Source organism: Candidatus Symbiopectobacterium endolongispinus (assembly GCF_018777385.1).
GTDB lineage: Bacteria > Pseudomonadota > Gammaproteobacteria > Enterobacterales > Enterobacteriaceae > Symbiopectobacterium > Symbiopectobacterium endolongispinus.
The window spans coordinates 205,096-230,865 of record NZ_JAFJYB010000003.1 but is presented as its reverse complement, the minus strand read 5'-3'; the positions used below and the strand labels follow the sequence as shown (position 1 = coordinate 230,865).

Annotated in this window: 16 protein-coding genes and 11 pseudogenes; 11 read left to right on the top strand and 16 right to left on the bottom strand. The window is 54.0% G+C overall.

What is annotated here, in order from left to right; translation table 11 throughout:
• Positions 1–101 precede the first annotated feature (101 nt).
• The 9 genes and pseudogenes from ypfH to dapA form a co-directional block, all read right to left on the bottom strand.
• The gene (ypfH, locus tag JZM30_RS12625) at positions 102–719 is read right to left on the bottom strand and encodes an esterase (protein ID WP_252319663.1); all 618 of its coding nucleotides are present in this window, start codon (positions 717–719) and stop codon (positions 102–104) included.
• A gap of 181 nt (positions 720–900) precedes the next feature.
• Positions 901–1,307, bottom strand: a pseudogene (locus JZM30_RS12620) (NUDIX hydrolase).
• A gap of 7 nt (positions 1,308–1,314) precedes the next feature.
• Positions 1,315–1,897 (bottom strand): annotated as a pseudogene (locus tag JZM30_RS12615) (LOG family protein).
• A gap of 63 nt (positions 1,898–1,960) precedes the next feature.
• Positions 1,961–2,407: pseudogene (locus tag JZM30_RS12610) on the bottom strand (tRNA-binding protein).
• Positions 2,408–2,593: 186 nt separating this feature from the next.
• Entirely contained in the window at positions 2,594–3,883 is a 1,290-nt protein-coding gene (locus tag JZM30_RS12605; RefSeq protein ID WP_252319064.1) for a tRNA(Met) cytidine acetyltransferase TmcA domain-containing protein, read from the bottom strand.
• Between the two features lie 13 nt (positions 3,884–3,896).
• A pseudogene (locus JZM30_RS12600) lies at positions 3,897–4,372 on the bottom strand (DUF441 domain-containing protein).
• Between the two features lie 191 nt (positions 4,373–4,563).
• On the bottom strand, positions 4,564–5,277 hold the full coding sequence (gene purC / locus JZM30_RS12595; RefSeq protein WP_252319063.1) for a phosphoribosylaminoimidazolesuccinocarboxamide synthase: 714 nt from the start codon (positions 5,275–5,277) through the stop codon (positions 4,564–4,566).
• Positions 5,278–5,405: 128 nt separating this feature from the next.
• Positions 5,406–6,443: an outer membrane protein assembly factor BamC gene (bamC, locus tag JZM30_RS12590; protein WP_252319062.1), complete on the bottom strand. Its 1,038-nt coding sequence runs from the start codon at positions 6,441–6,443 to the stop codon at positions 5,406–5,408.
• A 16-nt stretch (positions 6,444–6,459) separates the two neighbouring features.
• Complete coding sequence (gene dapA / locus JZM30_RS12585) at positions 6,460–7,338, bottom strand: 4-hydroxy-tetrahydrodipicolinate synthase (RefSeq protein WP_252319060.1); 879 nt, start codon at positions 7,336–7,338, stop codon at positions 6,460–6,462.
• Positions 7,339–7,526: 188 nt separating this feature from the next.
• Here dapA and JZM30_RS12580 point away from each other — a divergent pair.
• The 4 genes and pseudogenes from JZM30_RS12580 (at position 7,527) to arsC (ending at position 10,726) form a co-directional block, all read left to right on the top strand.
• Positions 7,527–8,144: pseudogene (locus JZM30_RS12580) on the top strand (glycine cleavage system transcriptional repressor).
• A gap of 2 nt (positions 8,145–8,146) precedes the next feature.
• Positions 8,147–8,614 carry a thioredoxin-dependent thiol peroxidase gene (gene bcp, locus JZM30_RS12575; RefSeq protein WP_252319058.1) on the top strand — a complete coding sequence of 156 codons (468 nt, stop codon included), beginning with the start codon at positions 8,147–8,149 and terminating at the stop codon, positions 8,612–8,614.
• Positions 8,615–8,819: 205 nt separating this feature from the next.
• A pseudogene (gene bepA / locus JZM30_RS12570) lies at positions 8,820–10,340 on the top strand (beta-barrel assembly-enhancing protease); the annotation flags it as partial.
• A gap of 28 nt (positions 10,341–10,368) precedes the next feature.
• Positions 10,369–10,726 (top strand): annotated as a pseudogene (arsC, locus tag JZM30_RS12565) (arsenate reductase (glutaredoxin)).
• Here the strand turns inward: arsC and hda are convergent.
• The 5 genes and pseudogenes from hda to upp all read right to left on the bottom strand — a co-directional run bounded on the left by hda (position 10,721) and on the right by upp (position 15,230).
• Positions 10,721–11,428, bottom strand: a complete 708-nt coding sequence (hda, locus tag JZM30_RS12560; protein ID WP_252319055.1) for a DnaA inactivator Hda — start codon at positions 11,426–11,428, stop codon at positions 10,721–10,723. The pseudogene arsC and the gene hda overlap by 6 nt on opposite strands.
• Before the next feature lie 131 nt (positions 11,429–11,559).
• Positions 11,560–12,075 carry a hypothetical protein gene (locus JZM30_RS12555; protein WP_252319054.1) on the bottom strand — a complete coding sequence of 172 codons (516 nt, stop codon included), beginning with the start codon at positions 12,073–12,075 and terminating at the stop codon, positions 11,560–11,562.
• 60 nt (positions 12,076–12,135) lie between these two features.
• Positions 12,136–13,020, bottom strand: coding sequence for a tetratricopeptide repeat protein (locus JZM30_RS12550; RefSeq protein ID WP_252319053.1), 885 nt, complete (start codon positions 13,018–13,020; stop codon positions 12,136–12,138).
• A 75-nt stretch (positions 13,021–13,095) separates the two neighbouring features.
• A pseudogene (gene uraA / locus JZM30_RS12545) lies at positions 13,096–14,392 on the bottom strand (uracil permease).
• A 211-nt stretch (positions 14,393–14,603) separates the two neighbouring features.
• Entirely contained in the window at positions 14,604–15,230 is a 627-nt protein-coding gene (gene upp, locus JZM30_RS12540) for a uracil phosphoribosyltransferase (RefSeq protein WP_252319051.1), read from the bottom strand.
• 318 nt (positions 15,231–15,548) lie between these two features.
• Between upp and purM the strand changes: the two genes are divergently transcribed.
• The 6 genes and pseudogenes from purM (at position 15,549) to JZM30_RS12510 (ending at position 21,776) form a co-directional block, all read left to right on the top strand.
• Positions 15,549–16,586 carry a phosphoribosylformylglycinamidine cyclo-ligase gene (gene purM, locus JZM30_RS12535; RefSeq protein ID WP_252319049.1) on the top strand — a complete coding sequence of 346 codons (1,038 nt, stop codon included), beginning with the start codon at positions 15,549–15,551 and terminating at the stop codon, positions 16,584–16,586.
• A pseudogene (purN, locus tag JZM30_RS12530) lies at positions 16,586–17,087 on the top strand (phosphoribosylglycinamide formyltransferase). Before purM ends, purN begins: the two are co-directional and overlap by 1 nt.
• Before the next feature lie 208 nt (positions 17,088–17,295).
• Positions 17,296–18,420, top strand: coding sequence for an ABC transporter substrate-binding protein (locus JZM30_RS12525; protein ID WP_252319047.1), 1,125 nt, complete (start codon positions 17,296–17,298; stop codon positions 18,418–18,420).
• A pseudogene (locus tag JZM30_RS12520) lies at positions 18,410–20,529 on the top strand (TonB-dependent siderophore receptor). Before JZM30_RS12525 ends, JZM30_RS12520 begins: the two are co-directional and overlap by 11 nt.
• A 143-nt stretch (positions 20,530–20,672) precedes the next feature.
• Positions 20,673–21,248, top strand: a complete 576-nt coding sequence (gene speG, locus JZM30_RS12515; RefSeq protein WP_252319045.1) for a spermidine N1-acetyltransferase — start codon at positions 20,673–20,675, stop codon at positions 21,246–21,248.
• Between the two features lie 285 nt (positions 21,249–21,533).
• Positions 21,534–21,776: a hypothetical protein gene (locus JZM30_RS12510; protein ID WP_252319044.1), complete on the top strand. Its 243-nt coding sequence runs from the start codon at positions 21,534–21,536 to the stop codon at positions 21,774–21,776.
• Positions 21,777–22,006: 230 nt separating this feature from the next.
• Here JZM30_RS12510 and ybbP read toward each other — a convergent pair.
• Both ybbP and ybbA read right to left on the bottom strand, forming a co-directional pair.
• Positions 22,007–24,384: pseudogene (ybbP, locus tag JZM30_RS12505) on the bottom strand (putative ABC transporter permease subunit YbbP).
• The gene (gene ybbA / locus JZM30_RS12500; RefSeq protein WP_252319043.1) at positions 24,381–25,100 is read right to left on the bottom strand and encodes a putative ABC transporter ATP-binding protein YbbA; all 720 of its coding nucleotides are present in this window, start codon (positions 25,098–25,100) and stop codon (positions 24,381–24,383) included. The pseudogene ybbP and the gene ybbA overlap by 4 nt, the downstream one beginning before the upstream one ends.
• On the opposite strand from ybbA, the gene tesA reads away from it, so the two are divergent.
• Positions 25,038–25,703, top strand: coding sequence for a multifunctional acyl-CoA thioesterase I/protease I/lysophospholipase L1 (tesA, locus tag JZM30_RS12495; protein WP_438801509.1), 666 nt, complete (start codon positions 25,038–25,040; stop codon positions 25,701–25,703). The two genes, ybbA and tesA, sit on opposite strands and share 63 nt — an antisense overlap.
• Positions 25,704–25,770 lie beyond the last annotated feature (67 nt).

Below are 25,770 nucleotides of genomic sequence, written 5' to 3'. Positions count from 1 at the left end.
GCGCGATATCTCATTCAGTGCGGGGCGAAAATAGCGCGCAAGGGCAAATAAAAACAAAGGCGATTCATGGGTAGAACCGCCTTAAAAGCAACAGGACCCGGTTATGCCAGATACCCCAGCGCCTGTTGCAGCATCAGACCGTCAATCGAGTGGCCGACACCTGCAATCAAATCAAGTGAATGCGCACTGCCCAATGTATGCAGGCGCTGAGCGGCAGCCTGTGCGTGCGCAGGCAAAATCACGCTGTCCTGCTCTCCGTGGATAAAATACACTACCGCGGGCGTCAATGCAGATTCTGGCAACGAGGCAAAGCGGCCGCTAAAGGCGATAACCGTACCGGCAATCGCCGGGTCTGCCTTGAGCGCTTCCAGAGACATGATGGTTCCCTGCGAAAACCCAACCAGCACAGTATGTGCAGCATCGACCCCAACCTTCGCCTGCCAATAGCGCACCGTTGACAGAAACCCCGGCATCGCCGCATCAACGCGCGCCTGACGGTTCTCTTCGGTCACTCCTTGCACGGAGAACCACTGACGCCCCGCGCCCCATTCGGTGCTTTCAGGCCCATTGAGACTGACAACACAGGCATCTGTCAAAGCATCGGCGAAATAACGCCCCAGTGCCGCCATACCGTTGGCGCTGTCGCCAACACCGTGAAACAGCAAGACCAAACGCTGCGCCTGCTCCGGTTGTTGTACTGTAATTGCATCGCTCATGATATGTCCCGTTTCGTCATGGTATTCTTTAATGATACCCCTGCGGTTATAACGTGCTATCGGGATTTATTGAACAAGTCATTCCATTATTTCCAATGACCCGCCCTCACGTACTTCACCCCATAGGCAGGAACGAAAAAGAGAAATACCAGGCTGACGCGGCGGCCAGCCTGTCACAACAGCGTCAAAATGCGGCGGCGAGGGGCAATAATTGTTGCTGAGTCAACGGGGCCAGAGGCAGCGTCGTCGGCGTTTTTGGGTTAACCCAGGCGATTTCGGCAATTTCAGCCGCCGGGGTTACGACGCTATTCACACCCTGCACACGGTACACGTCGGCTTCAACAACATACCCAGGCTCATTGACCGCTTGATCGGAAAAATGACCAAGATACGTCAGATCCGCTATCGCAATCTGAATCGACAGTTCTTCTTTCAGTTCGCGCACCAGCGCCTGCTCTGGCGTTTCTCCGGGTTCCATTTTTCCCCCGGGCTGCATAAACGCGGTGATGCCTGTTTGCGAACCAGCAAACAGGCACCTGTTGCATCGGTGATCACGGCAGCGGCGATGCGAATCACACAGGACGTCTCCATCGCCATCTCACCCTACCTGACGAAACGCAGGAGTCCACTTATGCGGCGGCGTATAGGCAGCGAAAACGCGGAGAATATCCTCAATACTGTCAGAAAATGTGAGCATATCGGCATAGGGTTGCTTCATAAACCCATGTCTGACCATCGTTTCATTCATGGTTTTCAGCGGGTCAAAATAACCGTTAACATTGAGAAACGCGCAGGGTTTGTCATGAATCTCCAATTGCGCCCAGGTCCACTGCTCGAAAATTTCTTCCAGCGTCCCCGGGCCACCCGGCATCGCGATAAAACCATCGGCAATCTGCGCCCATTTTGTCTTTACGCTCATGCATGTTTTCCACCACATGCAGCGTGGTCAGGCCCGGATGAGAAAGCTCTCGATCGGCCAACAGACGCGGCATAACACCGATCACCTCGCCGCCCTGCGCCAGAGCCGCATCCGCAACCGCGCCCATCAACCCGACACGACCACCGCCATAAACAATGGCGATACCGGCCTACGCCAGGGTTTTTCCCATCATCCGCGCTGCATCAATAAAGTCGGTGTCACTTCCAGCACTTGAACCGCAAAAAATTCCCATCACCATAATATGTCGCTCTTTTCCATGTCGATTACTACGTATGCCGGCAAACCGGTCCATTACACCAGGCACTTATTTATTCAGCCGGAAACCATCCGGTTGCGTCCAGCGTTGCCAACGAGCACAGACTGCGGCATCAAGCTCGGCAAGTGCCTGAGCAGTCTCATCACGCCAGCGTTGTAACAGCGCTTTTTTACCGCTTAATGAAAACACCGTCACACCACGCTCTGGATCGTGCGGATAAGCATTGAGCATGCGCAATGCGGGCAGCGGCAATCACGAGCGCCCCAGCAGACGTGTCAACGTGGCAAAGGTGGGCTCCATGCCGCGCTGCGCAAAAGCAAATCCGGCCAGGCTGCGCCATTCGGCATCTTCGAGTATAGAAAGCTCGGTCATCGGCAGTTGCAACGGCAGCGCCAGAGGAATAATTCGGCGCAAGGCAGGCCACTCCTGAGCAAGACGCCATTCGGCACGCGTCGCCAATTGTCGTCCTTCATCACTGATAGGCAAAATCGCCATCGCGCTATAGCAGCCACTGCTCGCCTCGCGATGGCTGCCAATGCGCACCAGCCTAAACCCGCATGCCTGCCAGAATGCCCACAGTTCCGGCTGATAGCTAAAGCTGACCGACAGAAAATCAATACCATCATCGCTTGCGGTGTCCCGTTGTGCAGCAATCAGTGCATGACCAATACCACTGCGCCGCTACTCTGCGACAACCGCGATACGTCTGATACGTCGCGAGCGTAAACAAGGGGCTTGCCACTCATCACCGTGTGCCGCCAGCGATTGTGCCACCAGATTGCCGCGCGGGCGACGGCGGCCCGCCCACACCTCATGCGCTAACGCTGGCGACAGGTCGCCTTCATCAACCCACCAAGCTACGCCGCACAGTGCTTCGCCTCGCTGAGCGCCATAGAGATGCATGCTGGGCACATCCAGCAAGCGCCGCAAATCAAGCGGCGAGGTGCGGTAATGCGCGCTGCACAATAAGGCATAATACCGATGCAAACCCGCCGATTCACTCAACCACGCCGACGCCAAACGTTTCGTGACAACAGCAGGTAATCTCGCAGTCACCGGATTCAGGGCATTGACATCAGTAAACGTGTCACGAAAAAGCAGAGCCTCGTCCAAAAAACGCTCCAGCGAATCGTCTGCGACCCAACGCAGCGGTTGATCCAACGTCAGCATGTCGCAACGTGGCAGCGAGGCACAAAATTTCAGCAGAAAGCCACGTCCCATCCCTTCATACCCCTGCACCGTAGTGAGCATCAACACGCGAGAGAAATGGCTTACCAGCGCCTGCAACACTGACGCATGGATCGCCGCCGCCTCATCAATCAACAGCCAGTCGAGCGGCGGCACTGATGACGATTGGCAATGTGCAAGCAGAGCGTCTGGAGACCAAAACGGCAATTCAGCCCCACCGCAATGTAGCAACTGAGCGGCAGTTTCACGGGAAGATGATGTCACCCAACAGACACCCGTACACTGCGCGGCCAGCATTCCCGCCAGCGTCGATTTACCGCGCCCGCGCGCGGCGGTAATCACATAAACGCCCGGTGCCGCATCCCGTAGACGGGTCAGCAATGCCTGCTGCTGTGGCGTTGGGTCACCGTTGACAGGTTGCCACGGCGCACGAGGAGTCAGCGGCTTTATGGCTCCATCCTCTCCCTGCCGCCACAGCGTGACCTCATCGTCCGCCAGCAGTTGCTGCTGAAAATGCGTAATGAAATTCGGCGTAGCTATCACCTGCGACTGCCCACTCCAGCGCAAACTATCAGCATCGGGCTGTTGTGCCCACGCGTGCCAAGGCGGAACCAGCAGCAGTAGCCAACTGCCCGCACGCAAAGTGCCAGCCACGATCGCCAGCGCTTCTACATCCAGCCCACTGCGAGCATCAAAGACGGCATGCTGATACTCTTGCCGCAGCAGCGCAGGATCGCCGTTCGCGTCAGCACTGAGCAGGTTTTGGGTGATGAGCTCAGACATGCCAATACCGTTCTCAGGATTTGCCAATCAACAACGAGAGCAGACCTGCCGCAATCAGCGGACCTACTGGCACGCCAGCGGACCTACTGGCACGCCGCGGAACAACGCGACGCCGGCCACAGTGCCAATCAGCAATCCCGACACCACGGAAGGTTGATTGCTCATCAGAAAAACGTCGCGACCACCGAGCCAGGAAACCGCAACGCCCACCGCAATCGCTACCAGCGATTTCCAGTTAAGGAACGCCTGAAAGAAGTCGTGGACACTGATTTTCCCACTGGCGATCGGGGCCATCACGCCAATGGCCAAAATCAGTATCCCGATGCTCAATTCATATTTTTCCACCAGCGGGAAATAACCGTTCAGCGGCGTCAAGAGTACCGCCAGCAGCGCCAACATCGCCCAGGTGACCGTCATCATGTTGTGGCTGATAATACCGAGTCCTGCAAGGCCGAGCAGGATCAGAAGCGTGGGATCAAAAGAAGTCATGAGGAAGGGGTTTTCTGCCATGCTGAAGTCAAGATATCGGTTTCATTCAAGACTCAGATGATAGCACTGTTTTGACACCGCTAATTAGCCCAATACCCACATTGGTTCGGGTAAACTGCCATTCTCCGCTTAGTGCAGAGAATGGCAGGCAACGGCGCGCACAATGCTTCAACACGAAAACGATTGCGCGTTTAGTCCAATTTTACGCCAAGACGGTGTGCAACTTCTTCATAGGCTTCAATCAAGCCACCCAGACTTTGACGGAAACGGTCTTTGTCCATCTTGTTCAGGGTTTGCTTGTCCCACAGGCGGCTGCCGTCTGGGGAGAACTCATCACCCAGCACCACTTCACCTTTGAACAATCCGAATTCCAGTTTGAAATCCACCAGAATCAAGCCCGCGTCATCAAACAGCTTGCTCAGCACGTCGTTGGCTTTGTAGCTCAGTTCTTTCATGCGCGCCAGGTGGGTTTCATTCACCCAACCAAAGGTTTTGCAGTAAGACTCATTCACCATCGGATCGTGCAAGGCGTCATTTTTCAGGAACAGGTCAAACAGTGGCGGATTCAGGGTAATGCCCTCTTCCACACCCAGGCGTTTTACCAGAGAACCGGCAGCACGGTTACGCACCACGCACTCTACCGGCATCATCTCCAGCTTTTTCACCAGCACTTCGTTGTCGGACAGCAACTTGACCATTTGCGTCGGGATGCCCGCTTCTTCCAGTTTGCTCATGATGAAATGGTTGAACTTGTTGTTCACCATACCTTTACGATCAAACTGTTCAATGCGCTCGCCATCACCGGCTGACGTATCATTGCGAAACTCCAGCATCAACAGATCGGGATCTTCAGTGGTGTAGACCGTTTTCGCTTTTCCGCGATACAACTCAGCTAGCTTTTGCATCTTTTATTACTCCACACAGTTGTGGGCCACCGACAACGGGCCCGATGATTTAATACTTGATTAACAATAAAAATACCGGCATTCGCCGGACCAAATAAAGAAGGGCCGGATGTGACCGGCCCTTGCTGTTAGTGACTGAGTGCCGCCTGGAAGACGGCGACGAGCGCGTCGTTTTTCGACTGGCTAAGCGTATGCCCTTTCGAGTCGATAAACTGCAACGTACTGCGGTTATCCAGATCGCCAACCTGCAATTTGTAATCACCGTTGGTCAATTCAGGGTCTTTCGCCCCCAGACGTTCCCAGGCGCTGCTGCCCGGTGCTTTGTAGGTCACCGCGATGGAACCTTGTGGACGGCTGCGATCGTTCACCTTCATGCCGACTTTTTCCAGCGCGGCAGGAAGACGATCCCAGACCACTGAATAAGGACCACGCACCACCAACAACGGCAGACCGCTGTCATCGGCACCGCTCAGCACGTCCAGCGTACCGACTGCGCGATTGACCTGCGCATTCTCACGTGCGGCTGTCTGTTTCTCCAACTCGTCTGACAAAGTATTGGCCATAATACTGGTATAACGTTGCACCTGGAGCGCCTCTGCTACCGGCGTATTTTGCACTTCGAGGCCGAGCAGTTTCACGACAACCGCGACCTGATACCCTTGAGGTTGAACGGAGATCTGATAACGTGCGCGGTACGGCACACTTTCATCGTCACGCGGCCAGAAGATCCAATCGGTGGTCAGCGTCTGCGAAGCATCCTGACGGCTGGCAATCACATAGCCCTTGTCCTGAATGATTTGCACCACCTGCGGCCACAGACGGTTCGCCTGCGCGCTGTTTTCGATCAGCAAGGTGGCTGTATCACCGAAAATTTGCGTGCGCGATCCGCTTAACAACGCCAATGGCTGGAGAGGAGGACGAATATCTAACGCTTTACCCAACTCACCGGTTGATGAGGCTGCCGGGATCTCGTAATCCCCATTCTGCACCGGAAGGATCATTCCCGCCGGTGCCACTAACGTCCTCGGTTGTGGCGCTTTCAAATAGGACTCATCGCCGCTGACCTGACGTTTGTGACGCTGATCGCTAGAACATGCTGCTAACAGCATAACCAGCGACAAACCAACCACTTTTGCCACCATGGACTTTTGCACTGAAGAAGTCATCAAATCTCCCTAAGGGTTACTGCAAACCAGCTTGCTTCAATGCGCGTTCCATCACTGCCCGACCGGCGTCAGTCAGTGGCGTCATCGGTAAGCGAAGCGTATCAGTCGCCATCAATCCTAATGCCTTGCATGCCCATTTCACCGGGATCGGATTAGGTTCAACAAATAATTTCTGATGCAGTGGCATCAGGCGTTGATTTAAACGGCGCGCCGCAGCGAAATCACCTTGTGCCGCCAGTGCGCACAGCTGTGCCATTTCCCGCGCTGCAATGTTCGCCGTCACGGAAATCACGCCTCGACCACCGAGTTGCATAAAATCCAGGCTGCTGGCGTCATCACCGCTCAGCAGAATGAATTTATCATCAACCAACTCTTGGATCTGACTCACACGGCTTAAGTTCCCGGTAGCTTCTTTAACCGCAACAATATTTTTTACTTCGGAAAGACGGGCGATGGTTTCCGGTAGCATGTCACAACCGGTACGCGACGGTACGTTATACAAAATCTGCGGTAAATCGGTGTGCTCGGCAATCGCTTTAAAATGCTGGAACAACCCTTCCTGCGTCGGACGGCTGTAGTAAGGGGTTACCGTCAGGCAGCCCACCACGCCGGTACCGTGAAAACGCTTGGTGAGAGAGATGGCTTCCGACGTCGCATTGGCACCCGTTCCGGCTATCACCGGGATACGTCCGTCTGCCAGTTCCAGCGTTATCATCACCACATCGCCATGTTCATCATGGCTCAAGGTGGCAGACTCTCCGGTGGTTCCGACAGACACTATCGCCGCGGTTCCGCTAGCAACATGATAATCAACAAGTTTTTTCAAGCTTGCACGATCGACGGCTCCGTTGTCGTCCATCGGCGTAACCAGTGCAACAATACTTCCCGTAAACATTCGCCATCCCCTCCAAAAACAAGTTCTTCATGGTACTTTTGACTTCACTGCAAAAGCAAGCGTGCAACCGCGTTGTCGGCGTATGACATGCGGTTTTTTTTCTTTCTGCATGCCGCGACTGACGGCGGCGCGGGAAAACGCACGCAGAACAAACTCAAAATTGCCCCAGACAATTTTTTGTGTTTACCATGTTACTCTCAACCCGATGCAGAGGAAGCAAGATTTTGCCGAGCCAACAAGAACATTTTCTGGTTATCACCGCCCTCGGCGTCGATCGTCCCGGGATTGTGAACGCCATCACACGTCACGTCAGTAGCTGTGGCTGTGGCTGTAATATTGAAGATAGTCGTCTTGCGATGCTGGGCAAAGAGTTCACGTTCATCATGCTGCTGTCGGGAAGTTGGAATGCCATCACGCTTATCGAATCCACGCTGCCGCTCAAAGGGGCAGAAATGGAATTGTTGATCGTGATGAAGCGCACAGAGTCTCAGGCTCGCCCGCCGATGCCCTCGACGGTATGGGTCAAGGTTGAACTGGCTGATTCACCGCATATCATTGAACGCTTTACCGCCATGTTTGACGCCCATCACATGAACATTGCGGAACTGGTTTCAAAAACGCAGCCCGCCACCAGCGGACATCCGTCAACGTTATATATTCAAATCACCGCACACAGCCCTGAAACGCTTAATGGCGCAATTATTGAGCCAGCCTTTCATCAGCTATAGCTATGTACAGAACTGCACGCACAAGGCAATATTAGCGTCGTGAACTATCCACAGCATGAAGAGAAAGATGGAGAGTAGTGATGAACACACTGAAAGCCGGTGATACCGCACCGAAATTTAGCTTGCCCGACCAGGATGGCGAACAAGTAAATTTAACCGACTTCCAGGGACAAAAAGTGTTGGTCTATTTTTACCCTAAAGCGATGACGCCGGGATGTGCCGTGCAAGCCTGCGGTTTGCGCGACAACATGGACGATCTGAAGAAACATGGCGTGGAAGTGCTGGGTATTAGCACCGACAAACCGGAAAAACTGTCTCGCTTTGCGGAAAAAGAGCTGCTGAACTTTACGTTGTTGTCCGACGAAGATCATCAGATCTCACAAGCCTTCGACGTGTGGGGCGAAAAGACATTTATGGGAAAAACCTACGACGGCATCCACCGTATCAGCTTTTTGATTGATGAAGACGGTAAAGTGGCGCACGTGTTTGATGATTTCAAAACCAGCGATCACCACGATATCTTACTGAACTATCTGAAAAGCGCCTGATAGCGCGTCAGGTATCCACCGGCACTATTGGTGTCGGTGTTTTTGCGTTACCTTGATTCACACTGCGCGCAACCTCGTGCTTGCTGTTTTTTGCACGGCGCGTTGTTATGCTGCACTTTTCCCGCATTCCACTTTGCATGCTCCCTCCGCGCTGGCTAAGATAGGCGCTAATCGCTTTTACCGTGCAGTCGAGAAGGTCCCACTCATGGTCTTCAATTGGTTAGGTGCTGAACTTCCTCGCATTACCGCTCCGGCAGGCAAGACGTTTCTGCGTGGATTCAGAGTAAAGAAAACCCTGACTGCGCTGCTGTTCGGCGCAATGCTGGGCGGCATCGCGGCGCCCGTCGTTGCGGATATACAGGATCAGCTTCCCGATATGGGAACCACAGCAGGCGGTACGCTCAGTATCAATCAAGAAATTGCCATGGGTGATTTCTACCTACGGCAAATGCGCGGTGGTGCACCACTGATTGACGATCCGCTGCCGGTACAATACATCAACCAACTGGGCCAACGGTTAGTAAAAAGCGCCAACTCAGTACGCACGCCTTTTCACTTCTTCATCATTCGCAACGATGAGCTGAACGCCTTTGCCTTCTTCGGTGGCAATGTGGTCATCCATTCTGCCTTGTTCCGCTACGCAGAAAACGAAAGCGAACTGGCCTCGGTGCTGGCGTATGAAATCTCGCACGTCACCCAACGCCATCTGGCGCGCGCCATGGAATCACAACAGCGCAGCGCCCCGCTTACCTGGGTGGGTGCTTTGGGTTCCATTCTGCTCGCCATGGCCAATCCACAGGTGGGAATGGCAGCCCTGAGCCGCACGTTGACGGGCGCGCAGCAGGGAATTATCAGCTTCACGCAGTCCAACGAACAGGAAGCCGATCGTATTGGTCTGCAAGTGTTGCAGTGGGCTGGGTTTGATCCGCAGGCTATGCCTAACTTTATGCAAAAATTAGCCGATCAATCACGCTATGCCACCAAACCTCCGGAAATGCTGCTGACACACCCGTTGCCGGAGAGTCGTCTGGCCGATGCCCGCAACCGTGCCAACCAGATGCGCCCTGCACCCACCCAATCCACGCTGGATTTTCTGTTTGCCAAGATGCGTGCACTGACGATGTACAGCAACGCTTATAAGGCTACCGCAGATGAAACCATTGATAACTGGCTAAAAGGCAATGTGCGCGTGCAGCTTGCCGCACAGTACGGCAAAGCAGTGCGCGCTTATGAAGAGAAGAAATATGACGATGCCCGTGCCGTGCTTCAACCTCTGCTGGATAAAACCCCGGACAGCCCCTGGTTTCTCGATCTGATGACAGATATCGATCTGGCGCAAAACAAAGCCGCGCAGGCCATCGCACGCTTACAAAAAGCGCCGGGCGCCCAGAACAATCCGGTACTGCAATTGAATTTGGCTAACGCCTATGTCACGGGCGGTCAGGCCGCCGCAGCCAGCCGTATGCTCTATCGTTATACCTACACTAATCCGGGCGATCCCAACGGCTGGTCGCTGCTGGCGCAGGCCTCCGCCGCACAGGGCATGCGTGCCGAAGAGCTCGCCGCGCGCGGAGAGGAACTGGCGTTATCCGGAAAACTGGATCAGGCCATCAGGCTGTTCAGCAATGCCAGTTCGCTGAGTAAACTCGGCAGTCTGGAGCAGGCGCGCTATGATGCCCGCATTGACCAGTTACGCCAGTTGCAGCAACGTTTCCGTCAGTTTGAAAATCTTGATAAACAGCAAGGAACAGCCCATGTCGCACGATATCGTTATTTATCACAACCCGCGCTGCTCCAAGAGCCGTGAAACGCTGGCGCTGTTGCAGCAACACGGTGTTATGCCGCGCGTGGTGCTCTATGCTGGATACACCACCGGATGCCGCACAGATTCGCCAACTGTTATCACAGCTAGGCTTTAGTAGCGCACGTGAATTGATGCGCCAGAAAGAAGATCTGTACCGCGAATTAAATCTGTCGGATACGACGTTAACTGAAACACAGCTGATTGCTGCACTGGTTGAACATCCCAAGCTGATTGAGCGCACGATTGTGGTCAACGGTGAACGAGCACGTATCGGCCGCCCACCGGAGCAAGTGCTCGCGCTGTTATAGCCCCAGGATCTCTTTGACGAAGGGGATAGTCAGTTTACGCTGAGCAGTAATCGAGGCGTGATCGAGCTGATCGAGCGTCATAAACAGCGTGCGCATTTCGCGATCGAGCCGCTTCAACAAAAAGCGGCTCACATCTTCTGGCAGCTCAAAGCCACGCAGGCGGGCGCGCAACTGTAACGCCTCGCCTTTCTCTTCATCAGAGAGCGGCTGCAATTTATAAATCTGCCCCCAATCCAGACGAGATGCCAAATCAGGCAGATGCAGATTAAGCTGACGCGGTGGGCGATCGCCGGTGATCAACAACCGGGTGTGCCCACCTTCCTGAATACGGTTGTAAAGATTGAACATCACCATTTCCCAGGCATCATCGCCCGCAATGGATTCGATATTGTCGATACAGACCAGCGCGAGTTGCTCCATGCCGTCCAGGACTTCAGGCACAAAATAGGCGCGTTTGTCTAACGGCACATAGCCCGCCGTATCGCCCTGACGCGATAACGCGGCGCAGGCGGCATGCAGCAGGTGGCTGCGCCCTCCCCCTTCCCGTGACCAGAAGTAAATATAGCTACCGTGCTCTTGCTGCAACACGTTGTGAAGGGCGGCCAGAAGTGACGCGTTTTCTCCCGGATAGAAACTGGCAAAGGTTTCGTCATCAGACAAAGAAAGTGGCAGTGAAAGCTGTGCCGGCGTGTTCAGATGCACCTCATGTTCAATTCGGCGGGAAAACGGACTGAGTTTACCACAGAAAGCGAGCCCTGTTGATAGCGCATCAACCGGGCTGCTTTTCTCAGTACCCTATCATTGTTCAGGCGAATTATCCTAAGGCAATGCGGTTACACGGCATTTTTGGCATACGGCTTGATAATCCCCGTCGCCAGCAGCTCTTTTTCCTGTCCGTTGATTCGCGCCGTGGCGGAATCGATCTGGAATGTCACGTCACCAGGCTTGCAAAAATCGTTGGTTTTTTGAGGAACCAGCGTGGCGGAACGAAAGGAGCTGTACTCCCTGCCGTGCAGGCTTTCATTCATGGTATTCATGCCAAAGGGGGCAAACGCCAGCGTGTATTGCCCGCTGGCACCCTCGCTGTTTTTTAGCGTGACGACGACGCGTAAATTGGCCACTTCAGCAAGTTTGTTGGTATCAACGATAAAATGATTTTCACATTTCAATGCGCCACCGTTGCCACTGAGAAAGGTCGATTCGTTTTTCAACACCAATGCGGGCAAGGTCTGGCGATTTTCTTCACGCTCACGCTTATCGTTCACGCAGTGCGCTGTATAGCTGGCTTTTGTTTCGTCAGACCGCCCCCGGCTGCGATACTCCCAGGCCTTCTGGCAATCGCTCGTCATACCCTGACCGTTGTAATAGATCCAGGCGAGGTATTTTGCCGCCCGCGATACGCCTTTGTCTTAGGCCTGCGTAAACAGGGTTCGCGCCTTGTCATAATCAACGTCAATCCCTTCACCGGTGTAATACATTTCTGCCAGATTGAGAATGGCATCTTTGTTACCCTGCTGCACAGCACGTTCAAACCAAACAACAGCCTCTGGGGCCGCGGCATCGACACCACAGCGACCTTCGCGATAGACCAGGCCAAGAAAATTCTGCGATTCCGGCTCTCCGCCCTCTGCGGCACGGCGAAACCAACGCATCGCCCCAATGTCTTTCTCTTTGATCGGGGAGTAGCCAAAATTATAGAAATGGCCGACGTAGAAGTTTACTTCGGGATCGCCTTGCTGCGCCCAACGCTTCGCCAGCCGTAACATGTCACTTTTACTCAAACCGAGGCGGCTGAATATCCGACGCGTTTCCGCATTGGCCGTATTTAAATGGCGGGAAACATACTTCAGGATCGGTGCGCGCATCTCTGCATCGGTTTCAACCTTTGCTTTGGCTTTATAGATGGTGTGCCCGAGTGACTTGGTCGTTTCGATATCAATATCGGCGGCGTTAATCTTTTCCAGCAGTTGGCTGGCCCGAGCTCTATCCTGCGGCACGCCGACGCCATATTGATAAAAATACCCGGCGTTATAACAACCATAATCACCACCCAGCGCGCACGCTTGTTGATAATAATCGATGGCCTGTGGGATATTTTTTGGAACGGAAACGCCAAACTCATAGACAAACCCCAATACCGAAAGAGCATGAGGGTCCTGGCGTTTAGCCAAATCGGTGAGAGCGGTCAGCGCAGTATTATATTGCTGTTCAAGGCGGTCGTACAGCCTATCAGCGTCTTGGGCAAAAGCAGAACACGAAAGACCAAGTAACAACACCAATGTTGTTTTCTTCATGATTAACAATCCCTTGTCATATTTTTTCTGTTTCCGGAGATAATACCATCCCCGGAAACCAGAACAATGCTCACTTTATGACGCGCGCGAGGTCTCCTCGGCATCATCTTCGGCATCCAGCACCACTTCTTCGCTTCTGAAGCGGTTGATCAGCGCGAACAACAGGCTCAGCGCAATACCCACCACGGTGGCTAATGCCATGCCTTTCAGTTCAGCAGCACCCAAATGTACTTTCGCCCCGCTCACCACGATGATCAGGATAACTGAGGTCAGAATCAGGTTTTGCGCTTTGTTGTAATCCACTTTGGATTCGATAAGCACACGAATACCGGAAGCGCCAATTACACCGTACAGTAGCAAAGAAACACCGCCCATAACCGGCACCGCCTGCCTGAATAGCAGCCGCCAGCTTGCCCACGCAGGAGAGCAGGATGGCAAGTATCGCCGCACCGCCGATTACCCAGGTGCTGTAGACCTTGGTGATAGCCAGCACGCCAATGTTTTCACCGTAAGTGGTATTCGGGGTTGAACCGAAGAAACCAGAAATCATGGTAGAAAGGTCGTTGGCAAACATCGAGCGGTGCAAGCCAGGATCGCACATCAGATCTTTTTTCACGATATCGGCGGTAACCACAAGATGGCCCACGTGTTCGGCAATCACCACCAGCGCAGCAGGCAGGATAGTCAGAATGGCAAACCATTCAAAATGCGGCTTATAGAAGGTCGACAGTGCAAACCAGTGAGCCTGAACGATAGGCGCGAAATCCACGGCGCCCATGGCAAACGATAAGCCACAGCCCACCAGCACACCGATCAGAATCGGGATGATAGCCAGAAAACCGCGGAACAACACAGAGCCCAGCACGGTAACGCCTAAGGTCACCAGCGAAATAATCACGGTTTTGCTATCAACTGACGCGCCATCCGCAGGCAGCAGACCGGCCATGCCCGCTGCAACCACGGCCAATTCCAGACCGATGACCGCAACAATCGCCCCCATCGCCGCCGGTTGGAAAATCACATCCAGCCAGCCGGTACCAGCGCGTTGCACAATCAGCGATACCAGGCAGAACAGAACACCGCACATGATAAAACCGCCCAGTGCCGCTTCATATCCCAGCGGCAGCAACAACAGCACCGGAGAAATAAAGGCAAAGCTGGAGCCCAGATACGCCGGGATCTTGCCCTTACAGATAAACAGATAGAGCAGCGTGCCAATGCCGTTGAACAGCAGCACGGTCGCAGGGTTGATTTTGAACAGAATCGGTACCAACACCGTCGCGCCGAACATGGCAAACAGGTGCTGGAAGCTCAGCGGGATAGTTTGTAACAATGGGGGTCGTTCACTCACCCCGATGGCGCGACGAGTCATCGTTTATATCCTCTGTAAAAGTCACTTGATGTTGTGTGGTTAGCCGGTTTGTCCAGCATCGTTATCACAGCCCAGCCGCCCCCACGCGTCACCGCGTAGGGAAGCGAGGCTGATTATAAAAATCGTGCGAAATATGGGTGAAAAACCGCCGTGGCGTTGCGCAACAAAACCGACGCAAAAAAAGCCGACTTACTCAGTCGGCTGATACGGCTTATTTAGTACCAAAGAGCTTATCGCCCGCATCACCAAGACCCGGCATAATATAGCCATGCTCGTTGAGCCCTTTGTCGACCGAGGCGGTATACAGCTCAACGTCAGGGTGCGCTTTTTCCAGCGCAGCAATCCCTTTCGGTGCAGCCACCAGTACCAATACCTTGATGCTCTGGCAACCCGCTTTTTTCAGCAGATCGATAGTGGCAATCATCGAACCACCGGTCGCCAGCATCGGATCCACCACCAGCGCCATACGCTCATCAATGTTGGAGACCAGTTTCTGGAAGTAAGGCACCGGCTCCAGCGTCTCTTCGTTACGGTACATACCCACCACGCTGATGCGCGCGCTCGGTACGTTTTCCAGCACGCCTTCCATCATGCCCAGACCGGCACGCAGGATCGGCACCACGGTAATTTTTTTGCCTTTGATCTGATCGACTTCCACCGGACCGCACCATCCTTCGATAGTCACTTTTTCAGTAACCAGATCGGCCGTGGCTTCATAGGTCAATAAGCTGCCGACTTCGGATGCCAGTTCACGAAAGCGTTTTGTACTTATATCGTTTTCACGCATCAGGCCAAGTTTATGTTTGACGAGCGGGTGTTTAACCTCGACGACCTTCATTCTATTCCCCCTATAGAAAGTGGACGGATATCCTTACGACGCAGAATCGGTGCGCCGAGGGCGGACATGGCAGCCCATCATAAAAAAAATCGCGGGATTATACCGCTTTTTTGCTTAAGCGCTACAGGTTATAGCCTGATCCAGATCAACCGGGCAGGAAAATTCTCATTGAACAGGAAAAATGCAAAGCAGGCAACACACCACTCGCAAACGATTGCTCTCGCTGTTAGAATTAGCGCGCTTCGATAGGGGTAGATCCACCAGGCTGGATATGCTCGCTATCTCACCACCAATTGTATTCTCCGTGGGGATTCCGCAGTGACCGACAAAACCTCTCTTAGCTACAAAGACGCAGGCGTGGATATTGATGCTGGTAACGCATTGGTAGACCGTATTAAAGGCGTAGTGAAACAAACCCGCCGTCCTGAAGTGATGGGCGGTCTGGGCGGTTTCGGTGCCATGTGCGCCTTGCCCCAAAAATACCATGAACCGGTTCTGGTTTCCGGTACTGACGGGGTCGGCACCAAGCTGCGTCTTGCCATGGATCTGAAACGCCACGACACCATCGGTATCGATCTGGTGGCCATGTGTGTCAATGACCTGGTAGTTCAAGGGGCCGAGCCGCTGTTCTTCCTGGATTACTACGCCACGGGGAAACTGGATGTCGATACTGCCGCCAGCGTGATCACCGGTATCGCCGAAGGGTGCAAACAGTCAGGCTGTGCGCTTGTCGGCGGCGAAACCGCTGAAATGCCCGGCATGTACCACGGTGAAGATTACGACGTCGCCGGTTTTTGCGTCGGTGTTGTTGAAAAATCAGAGATCATCGACGGAAGTAAAGTGCAGGCAGGTGATACTCTGGTAGCACTGGCAGCCAGTGGCCCACATTCTAACGGCTATTCGCTGGTACGTAAGATTCTCGAGGTGAGCAAAACCGATCCGGAACAGACGACGCTTGAGGGAAAATCACTGGCCGATCACCTGCTGGCCCCGACCAGGATCTACGTCAAATCCATTCTGGCGCTGATTGAAAAAGTGGATGTCCACGCGATTGCTCACCTGACAGGTGGCGGTTTCTGGGAAAATATCCCGCGCGTGTTGCCAGAAGGCATGCAAGCCAACATTGATGAATCCAGCTGGCAGTGGCCCGCCGTTTTCAACTGGCTGCAACAGACGGGCAACGTCAGCCGTCACGAAATGTACCGTACTTTTAACTGCGGTGTGGGTATGATTATCGCACTGCCTGCTGAACAGGCAGAGGAAGCCGTGGCATTCCTCAATAGCCAGGGTGAAACCGCATGGAAAATCGGCGTTATTCAACCCGCTAACGCCGGAGACGCAGTGGTCATTAATTAATGAAAAACATCGTTGTCTTGCTCTCAGGTCAAGGAAGCAACTTGCAGGCGTTGATTGACGCCTGCGCGCGCAAGCGTGTCAAAGCGAATATCGCGGCCGTATTCAGCAACAATCCAGAAGCCTATGGTCTGGTACTGGCGGGTTATATGCGCATCCTCAGCCCGGAGTTCGTTGCGCTGTTTGCACACCCGTCACTGCTGCCCAAATACCCGGGTCTACATACCCATCGCAAAGCACTGGAAAATGCCGATAAAGGAACATGGTACTTCGGTCCACTTCGTGACTGACGAACTGGATGGCGGTCCTCTGATTCTGCAAGCCAAGGTCCCGGTGTTTGGTGATGATACGGAAGAAGCGCTTGCTGCTCGGGTACAAACTCAGGAACACACCATCTATCCATTGGTGGTGAGCTGGTTTGCAGAAGGGCGTCTTAAAATGCGCGAGGGCGAAGCTTGGCTCAACGGCGTGCGTATTCCCAAACAGGGTTATGCTGCCGAATAACGCTAATTCCCACTGACTTTCAGGCGGTAGCACTCTGCCGCCCTGAAAGTTCCCGCTGAGCGGCACTTTATTTACTTACGAAATTATTACCATCCTAATGATATAAAACAACATTATCGTTTTGTCGCATTTTCCCCACCTTAGAGTTATTGATAATCACTCTCATACTCATTAACTTCCCCTGCTCGATTTTATGCAGAGGGCGAATATGCGCGCATTATTCCTGACCAAAGCGTTACTGGTCATGCTGCTGTTGGCGAACACCACCGCCTGGGGAAAGACCGTTACCGACCTGCTGGGACGTCAGGTAACGATTCCCAATAATCCTTCACGTCTTTTTCTCGGTGAAAGCCGTTTGCTCCATACCCTTGCGTTGCTGGAACCCGGTAATCCGGCACAGCGCGTGGTGGGTTGGCCCGGCGATATGGCACGTTACGACGCGCAAAGCTGGGAAAAATACACCACTGCGTTCCCTACCATTGCACAAATCCCGCGTCTTGGCGATGGGGGCCCGCACACGCTGAATGCCGAAGCCATTCTGCCGTTAAAGCCCGATCTGGTCATCCTGCCGCGTCTGGCTAAAACCTCGGTGGAGGATGATGCGCTACAGCAGACGCTTGAACGCGCAGGCATCCCGGTGATTTATGTCGATCTGCGCGTCGAACTGTTGAAAAACACCCTGCCCAGCGTCCGTTTACTCGGCGAAGTACTCAACCGCACTGAAAGTGCTACCGCATTCAGCGCATTTTACCAGCAGCATATGGACACCATTTCGCAACGCCTGGCGCGCTATCACGGCCAAAAGCCCACCGTGATGCTGCACCTGCATCTGGGCCGCCGCGATACCTGCTGTATCACAGCAGTAGGTGGCAATCTTGGTGAGTTACTGCGCTTTGCCGGTGGCGATAACATCGCAGCCGACAGCATTCAGCGCGTCTATGGTGAACTCAATCCGGAAAAAGTGCTGGCAGCCAACCCCGATGTCTACATCGCCACCGGCATGGCGGGGCCAGAAGGAAAGCGATTCTCGGCACTGATGCTGGGCCCGGACGTTTCCGAGCAGCAAGCGCAAAACAGCTTTACCACCCTGCTACAACAAGAACCCATTCTGTCACACCTCAACGCCGTGCAGCAGGGGCGCGCCTGGAGTATGTGGCACAACTTCTACCTAAGCCCGTATCACGTGGTGATGGTGGAGATGTTTGCCAAAGCGCTCTACCCCGATCTATTTGCCGATTTGCAACCGCAAGACACCTTAAAACAACTCTACCAACAATTCTTACCTATTGAATTTTCAGGGACATTCTGGAGTCACATCGCACATGAACGCTAATTTTATACGTCGCAGTTGGCCACTTATCGCGCTGTTGCCACTGGGTTCGCACGCTGCCTCATCGAGCGCGCAGGAAGATACCGTGGTGGTCACGCAATCTGACCGGGCCACCGCCGATACAGACAGCAGCTATCAACCGCACAAAAGCGTAACCGGCACACGCACCGAAGCACGTCTGCTGGACGTGCCGCAGGCAGTTAACGTCGTGCCGCCGCAAGTGTTACGCGATCAGGCGGCACGCACGCTGGACGAAGCGCTGTACAGCATCAGCGGTATTACCCAAGCCAACACACTCGGGGGGACGCAGGATGCGGTGATCAAACGTGGGTTTGGCGACAACCGCGATGGGTCGCTGTTTCGCGATGGCATTCGTTCGATTCAGACTCGCAATTTCACGCCTACCAGCGAACGCGTTGAAGTCCTCAAAGGTCCGGCCTCCATGCTGTACGGCATGGGTGAACCCAGCGGCGTGATCAATATCATCAGTAAAAAACCGGAACTGGTTCAGAAAACCCATATCGAAGGCTGGCAGAGCAGCTTTAACGGGGGCGGTGGGCAGGTGGATGTCACCGGACCACTGGGAGACAACGGTTTGGCTTACCGTATGCTGGTCGATCACGACGAAACCGATTACTGGCGCAATTTTGGCCGCAAACGCCAAACCACCGTTGCGCCGTCAGTGATGTGGTATGGCGATGACACCATGGTGCGCCTTGTCTATGAACATCAGGAATACCTGACGCCGTTCGATCGCGGCACCATCATAAATCCCAATACCGGCAAGCCAGTCAATACGCCGCGCGACCGCCGCTTTGACGAGCATTATAACACCACGCGCGGCGATCAGGACACCGTGACGCTCCAGATGGACGAACGCTCAACGATCGCTGGAAGAGCAACCTCGCCTATTCCTATGCACGTAACCGCTATAGCGACAATCAGGCACGCGCCACCAAATTCAACACAGCGACCGGAATACTAACCCGTCAACCAGATGCAACGGCAGACGCACGCAGTCAGGCGCAAATCGTACAACTGACCCTGAATGGCGACGTAGACTGGGGACGCATCAACCATCAACTGCTGTTTGGCGTTGACTATGAAGCCGATCGTACCTTCCGTGGCGACATGATCCGCGGCACAGCAACTTCAGGCTTCAACATTTACAACCAGGTCTACGGCACGCTGCCCGCATCCACCACGGTCAGCGCCAAAGACAGCGATCAGCGTGAAAATATCGACAGCACCGGCTTTTTCGTGCAAGACACCCTGCGCCTGAACGAACGCTGGCAGCTGCTGGGCGGGTTACGCTACGACAGCTTTGATGTCATGGCAGGCAAAGGCCGCCCGTTTGTCGCCAACACCGACGGTTCCTACCACCGCCTGGTACCGCGCACCGGCGTTATCTACAGCCTGACACCGAACAGTTCGCTCTACGCCAGCTACAGCGAATCGTTCAAACCCAATTCGTCCATTACCACTCAAATCGGCGCACTTCCTCCTGAACTGGGCCGTTCTTATGAAGTGGGCACCAAAATCGATCTGCCGGACCGTATCACCGCCAACCTGGCGCTGTTCGATATCGTGAAACGTAACGTGATGGTGGGTGAAACCATCGGCAATGAAACAGTGACACGCACCTCAGGCAAAGTACGTTCACAGGGTATTGAGCTGGATATAGCCGGTAAGCTCACCGACTCACTGAGCCTGATCGGTAACTACGCCTTTACTGATGCGCACGTGATTGCCGATCCGAAAAACAACGGTAACGAAATGACTAACGCCGCTCGCCACACTGCCTCGCTGTTCCTGACGCAAGATTTCGGGTCGCTTGGCTGGCATACCGGAGACGACCTGCGCGCAGGTGCCGGTGCACGCTACGTGGGTCGCCGTGCGGGAGATGCTGCCAACAGCTTCTATCTCGATGATTACACCGTTGCTGACGCTTTTGTTGCCTATACCGTGCCGTTTAACGGCTACAAGGTGAAATGGCAGATGAACGTGAAGAACCTGTTTGATAAAACCTACTACCCGTCCAGCGGCAACAACCTGCGAGTGGCGGTGGGTGAACCACGTCAGGTGCAGCTGCGCGCCAGCGTAGATTTTTAATCCCGCCATGCCGCGCCCTTTGATCTTAACGATAAGGGCGCGGTCCTTTTCCTCTGAACTCCCCCCAGCAAACAGTGGTTCTGCGAACAAAGCACGCTATACTCATCCTGTTGCCATGTGGCAAACATGTAATGGGAGGAACCATGTCTGGCGCGAGCAATATCGTGCGTTTACGGCCTCTGGAACGAGAGGATCTCAATTTTGTCCATCAGTTGGATAACAACGCCAGTGTGATGCGTTATTGGTTTGAAGAGCCCTATGAAGCCTTTGTGGAACTGTGCGATCTCTACGACAAACACATTCACGATCAAAGCGAGCGGCGCTTTATCATCGAGTTTGAAAAAAATCGGGTAGGTCTGGTCGAGTTGGTGGAAATTAACCATATCCACCGCCGCGCAGAATTCCAAATTATTATCGACCCCGCCTATCAGGGGCGTGGCTACGCCAGCGCCGCCGCCAAGCTGGCAATGGATTACGGATTTTCCGTGCTGAACCTGTACAAGCTGTACCTGATTGTGGATAAAGAGAACACCAAGGCTATCCACATTTATGCCAAGCTGGGCTTTGGAGTCGAAGCCGAATTGCGCCACGAGTTTTTCATCAACGGCGAATACCGCAATACCATTCGTATGTGCGTTTTCCAGCACCAGTATATGGAACGGTATAAAGCGAACGCGATGGCAGATAAACCTTCACCGGAAGCGGATATCACACGCTAACAGCGTTACTTATCTGAACCTTCGATTTAAAGCCGATGCTCTTGATTCAGGATCATTGGCTATTCCCTCTGTCCTAACAAGCCAACTTTTATATCGTTTTGACAGAAAGAACGCCAGAGCCTTCGTTCCCCTCTTACAGCACATCCCATTTGGACTACTTTAGTCTTGAATCGGGGAAATAACATATTACTGCTCAAAAAACACCATTCATTAAACAAGAACGCTTTATGATTCACGACTATCTGCAATAAAAATTACTATTAAAACTCAACTAAGGAGATAAGCATGCCATTAATTCAAAATGTCAATAATCGCTATTCTTTACTGACTCACTCGATTACCGAAACTAACCACGCAGACAAAAAGACTGATAACCATCTCATAAAGCAACTCTTTAGTATTAAAACATCCGCTGATAAAACTATCTCTATATCCAATAAAGAGGGGGAATATGGAAATAAACATACTCTAACCCAAGAAAAAATTTGGCATACCGCTACTCTTTTCAATAGCGAAACAAAAAAATAACCATCTCCTCTGAAAAATTTAAAGGTATCATGCTAACATCATCAAAAGACCCAAATAACAAATTGGGGGTCAATGTAAATATTATCACCGATCTACCTTCCAGTTGACGCCATTACCCGATTAAATAACGCCATCCCAATAAACAGTTTTTATTTTGTGGATGGCGCCATGACTCAACGCTGATTTATATCTACAACAGAGCCGATGGCGCCAGCATTTCAAATGCTCGACTAACTTGAAAACTGCCGAAACAACGCTTTACCACTTAATAGCCGCAGACTCAGCCAGCCACCGCACAGCGACAGCAGCAAGGCAGTGCTGAGTGGCAGTGCACCCCACATCACCACATTAGGTTCCCAGTGGAAATCAAACACTTTGCGTTGCAACAGCCACAGCGCCACTTCCGCGCCAATGGCAGCCGCTACCCCCGACATCAAGCCCAGTGCAGCAAACTCGCACCACAGGGTGCCACGCAGCAAGCGACGCCGGCCCACAGTGTGCGATACACCATCAACTCCTGACGCCGCTGACGCATGCCAACCTGAATTTGCGCCAGCAGCAGCAATATGCCGCAGAACGAGACCAGCACTACCATCACTTCCAGCGCGCGACTCACCTGCTGCAATACCTGACCAATCTGGTGCAGCATCGTGCCCACATCCAGCACGCTGACCGTGGGGAATTGACGGTTAAGCTGCACGATAAGCTTGTCATCACCGTTGTGGCGGAAACTGGTCAGCAGCGATTGCGACTGCGTGTCCAGCGCGCCGAGCGGGAAGATAAAGAAAAAATTCGGGCGCAGACTCTCCCAGTCCACGCGCCGGAAGCTGGTCACCGTGGCGCTAAAAGGCTGTGTATCGCCAGTGAAGGTCAGGGTATCGCCGAGCTTGATCCCCATCTCCTGCGCCTCATTCGCTTCCATCGAGACTTCACCTGCTTTCGGTGCTTGCCCAGCCGTCAACACATTATGATACGGCAAACCCTCCATCCACGTCAGGTTCAGTTCGCGGTTAACGGTATTGGCACCAGGATCGTTTTCGTGAATACTCTCGGTCGCGACCTGACCGTTGATAGCCGTCAAGCGCGCACGAATAATCGGATAAAACGCTTCCGGTTTCACCGCGTGCTGCTCAAGGAAAGTTTTCAGTGGTGCTGCCTGAGGTGGCGCGATATTCAGCAAGAAAAAGTTGGGGCTTTCCGGCGTCAACTGGCGCTGCCAGCGCTCCAACAAATCACCGCGCATCACCAGCAGCAATGCCAGCAACATAAACGACAGAGAAAACGCCGCCAGTTGGCTCATGGTGGACCACGGCTGGCGCAATAGGCGATTAACCGCCAGACGCAGAGGCAAATGCTTGACCGTCAGGCGGCGCAACAGCAACAGCCCGCCCCAGCCGATAATGCCCAGCAACAGCGCCAGCACAGCCGTGCCGCCCAGCAACGCCCACAGCAACATGCCGCCGCCAGAAAGCAGCGCCAACCCAGCCACCACAATCAGCACCACAGCGGGAAGATAGTAACGCAAGGGCCAGACGTTCGCCGTGATATCCTGACGCAGCACCCGCAGCGGCTGGGTTGCTAACAGCAGGCGGTAAGGACGTAACCCCACCAGCAGCGAAATCACCACCAGCGATCCCAATGCCCATACCCACGGCCACAGTCCCGCCGCAGGCAACGCTGTGGGCAGCACCTGCGCTAACAAACGTGTGAGTATCGCTTCAAAACCCAACCCCACCAGACTGCCGCACACGCCGGACAACGCCAGCACCGACACCCATTGCCCGACAATCAAACGCCGCAGTGCGCGTTTGTCCGCGCCCAGCGTTTTGAGTACCGCCACCAAATCATAGCGGCTGTGACAATAGTGCCCCATGGCAACGGCCACCGCCGCAACGGATAACAACAGCGTCAACAGCGCCGACAGCAGTAAAAACTGCTGCGAACGTTGCAGGGATTTACCCAATGCCCCATCGCTGTCTTCCATGCCGTACCAGCGCTGATCCGGTTTTAGCAACGGTTTGATAAAATCGCTAAACAGCACGATACGCTGTGTATCACCGGCAAACATATAGCGCCAGGTAATGCGCCCGCCCGGCTGTATCGCACCGGTTTTTTCCACATCGGTGCTGCTCATCAACACGCGCGGTGCGGTATCAAACGGGTTAAACCCTTCGTCCGGCTCTTGAATCAGTTCCCCGGCTATCCGCAGCATGGTATCGCCGACATCGAGATTATCCCCGACCTTCAATCCCAGTAATGCCAGCAGTCGCGGAGCCACCAATACCGAGCCAGGAACCGGGTGTAGTCCTTCCGGGCGCGTCAGGAGCTGACCATAGAGCGGGTAGCGATCGTACGCGGCCTTGACGCGTGCCAACTGGGCCTGTTCGCCCGCATAGGTCATGGTCATGAACGAGACCTGACGACTGACCGTCAACACTTGTTGCTGTGCCGTTTGCAGCCAATCCTCGTCGACCGGACGCGCGGCGCGCAGCATGCGATCGCTGATATTGCCCAACGCCAGCACGCACGCCACCGCCAGCGTTAACGCCAGCCACACGATCAGCAGCGATGGAGATCGCCACTCCCGCCAAAACCAGCGCCAGATCATGCCACCTCCTGCAATTTGCCGTCCAGCCGCCGCAAACGCCGTTCGCAGCGTGCCGCCAACTGCTCATCGTGGGTAACCAGGATCAGTGTGGTGGCGTAATCACGATTAAGCGAAAACAACAGATCCACGATGCGCTCACCGGTTTTGCGATCCAGATTGCCGGTCGGTTCATCCGCAAACAGCACTCTGGGCCGTCCACTAAAGGCGCGCGCGATCGCGACACGCTGCTGCTCACCGCCGGATAGCTGCGCGGGCAAATGGTGCAAGCGCTCACCCAATCCCAACTGACGCAACAACTGTTCTGCCTGCGCACGGCTTTGAGCATCACTTTCACCGCGTAGCAGTGCAGGAAACTGCACATTCTCCAGCGCATTCAGCGTCGGCACTAACATAAACGCCTGAAACACAAATCCGACATCGCGGGTACGCAGCGCAGCACGCCCATCTTCATCCATGGCACCCAACGATTCGCCAAGCAGTTTGACATCACCTTCACTACCGTCATCCAGCCCAGCGAGGATTCCCAGCAGCGTCGATTTTCCCGAACCGGACTCACCGATCAGCGCAATCGACTGCGCGGGTTTGACAACCAGCTCAACTCCGGTGAGGATGGAAAGCCGATGTTCACCCTGACCGATGTGCTTACTTAAATGATGAACTTCCAGAATATTTTCCGCCGACGCGGTGGCTGCCGAAGAGACGCCATTCAAAGACATACCTACATCCTTTTGCTGCTGGGATTACTCAGCGCCCGCGCCTTTGCGGCGGAAACGCTCCTGGTATTGGGAGACAGCCTGAGCGCTGGCTATCGCATGCCCGCGGCTTCCGCCTGGCCCGCTCTGCTCAATGATCAATGGCAAAAAGCGGGCCCTGACGGCATAACAATTGTCAACGCCAGCATCAGCGGCGATACCGCGTCACAAGGGCTGGCGCGCTTACCAGCACTGCTTCAACAACATCAGCCACGCTGGGTGCTGATCGAAATGGGCGGCAATGATGGCCTGCGCGGCTTTTCGCCTCCGACCATCGAACAGGATCTGACCACTATCATCAATCAGGTGAAAGCGGCTAATGCTCAGCCCTTGCTGATGCAAATCCGCCTGCCAGCCAACTACGGTCAGCGCTATACCAACACGTTCAGCGCCATTTACCCGCGACTGTCGCAGCAATTTTCCATCCCGCTGGTGCCGTTCTTTATGGAACAGGTTTATCTTAAGCCGGAATGGATGCAAGACGATGGTATCCATCCCACACGCGAAGCGCAGCCGTTCATTGCCGACTGTATGGCAAAACAGCTTAAACCGTTAGTGAATCTGTGACCGCTTATTTGCGTCTCATTGCTAGTTAACCATGACTCTTGAAAAATAGGACTTTTTACTTAGGTAA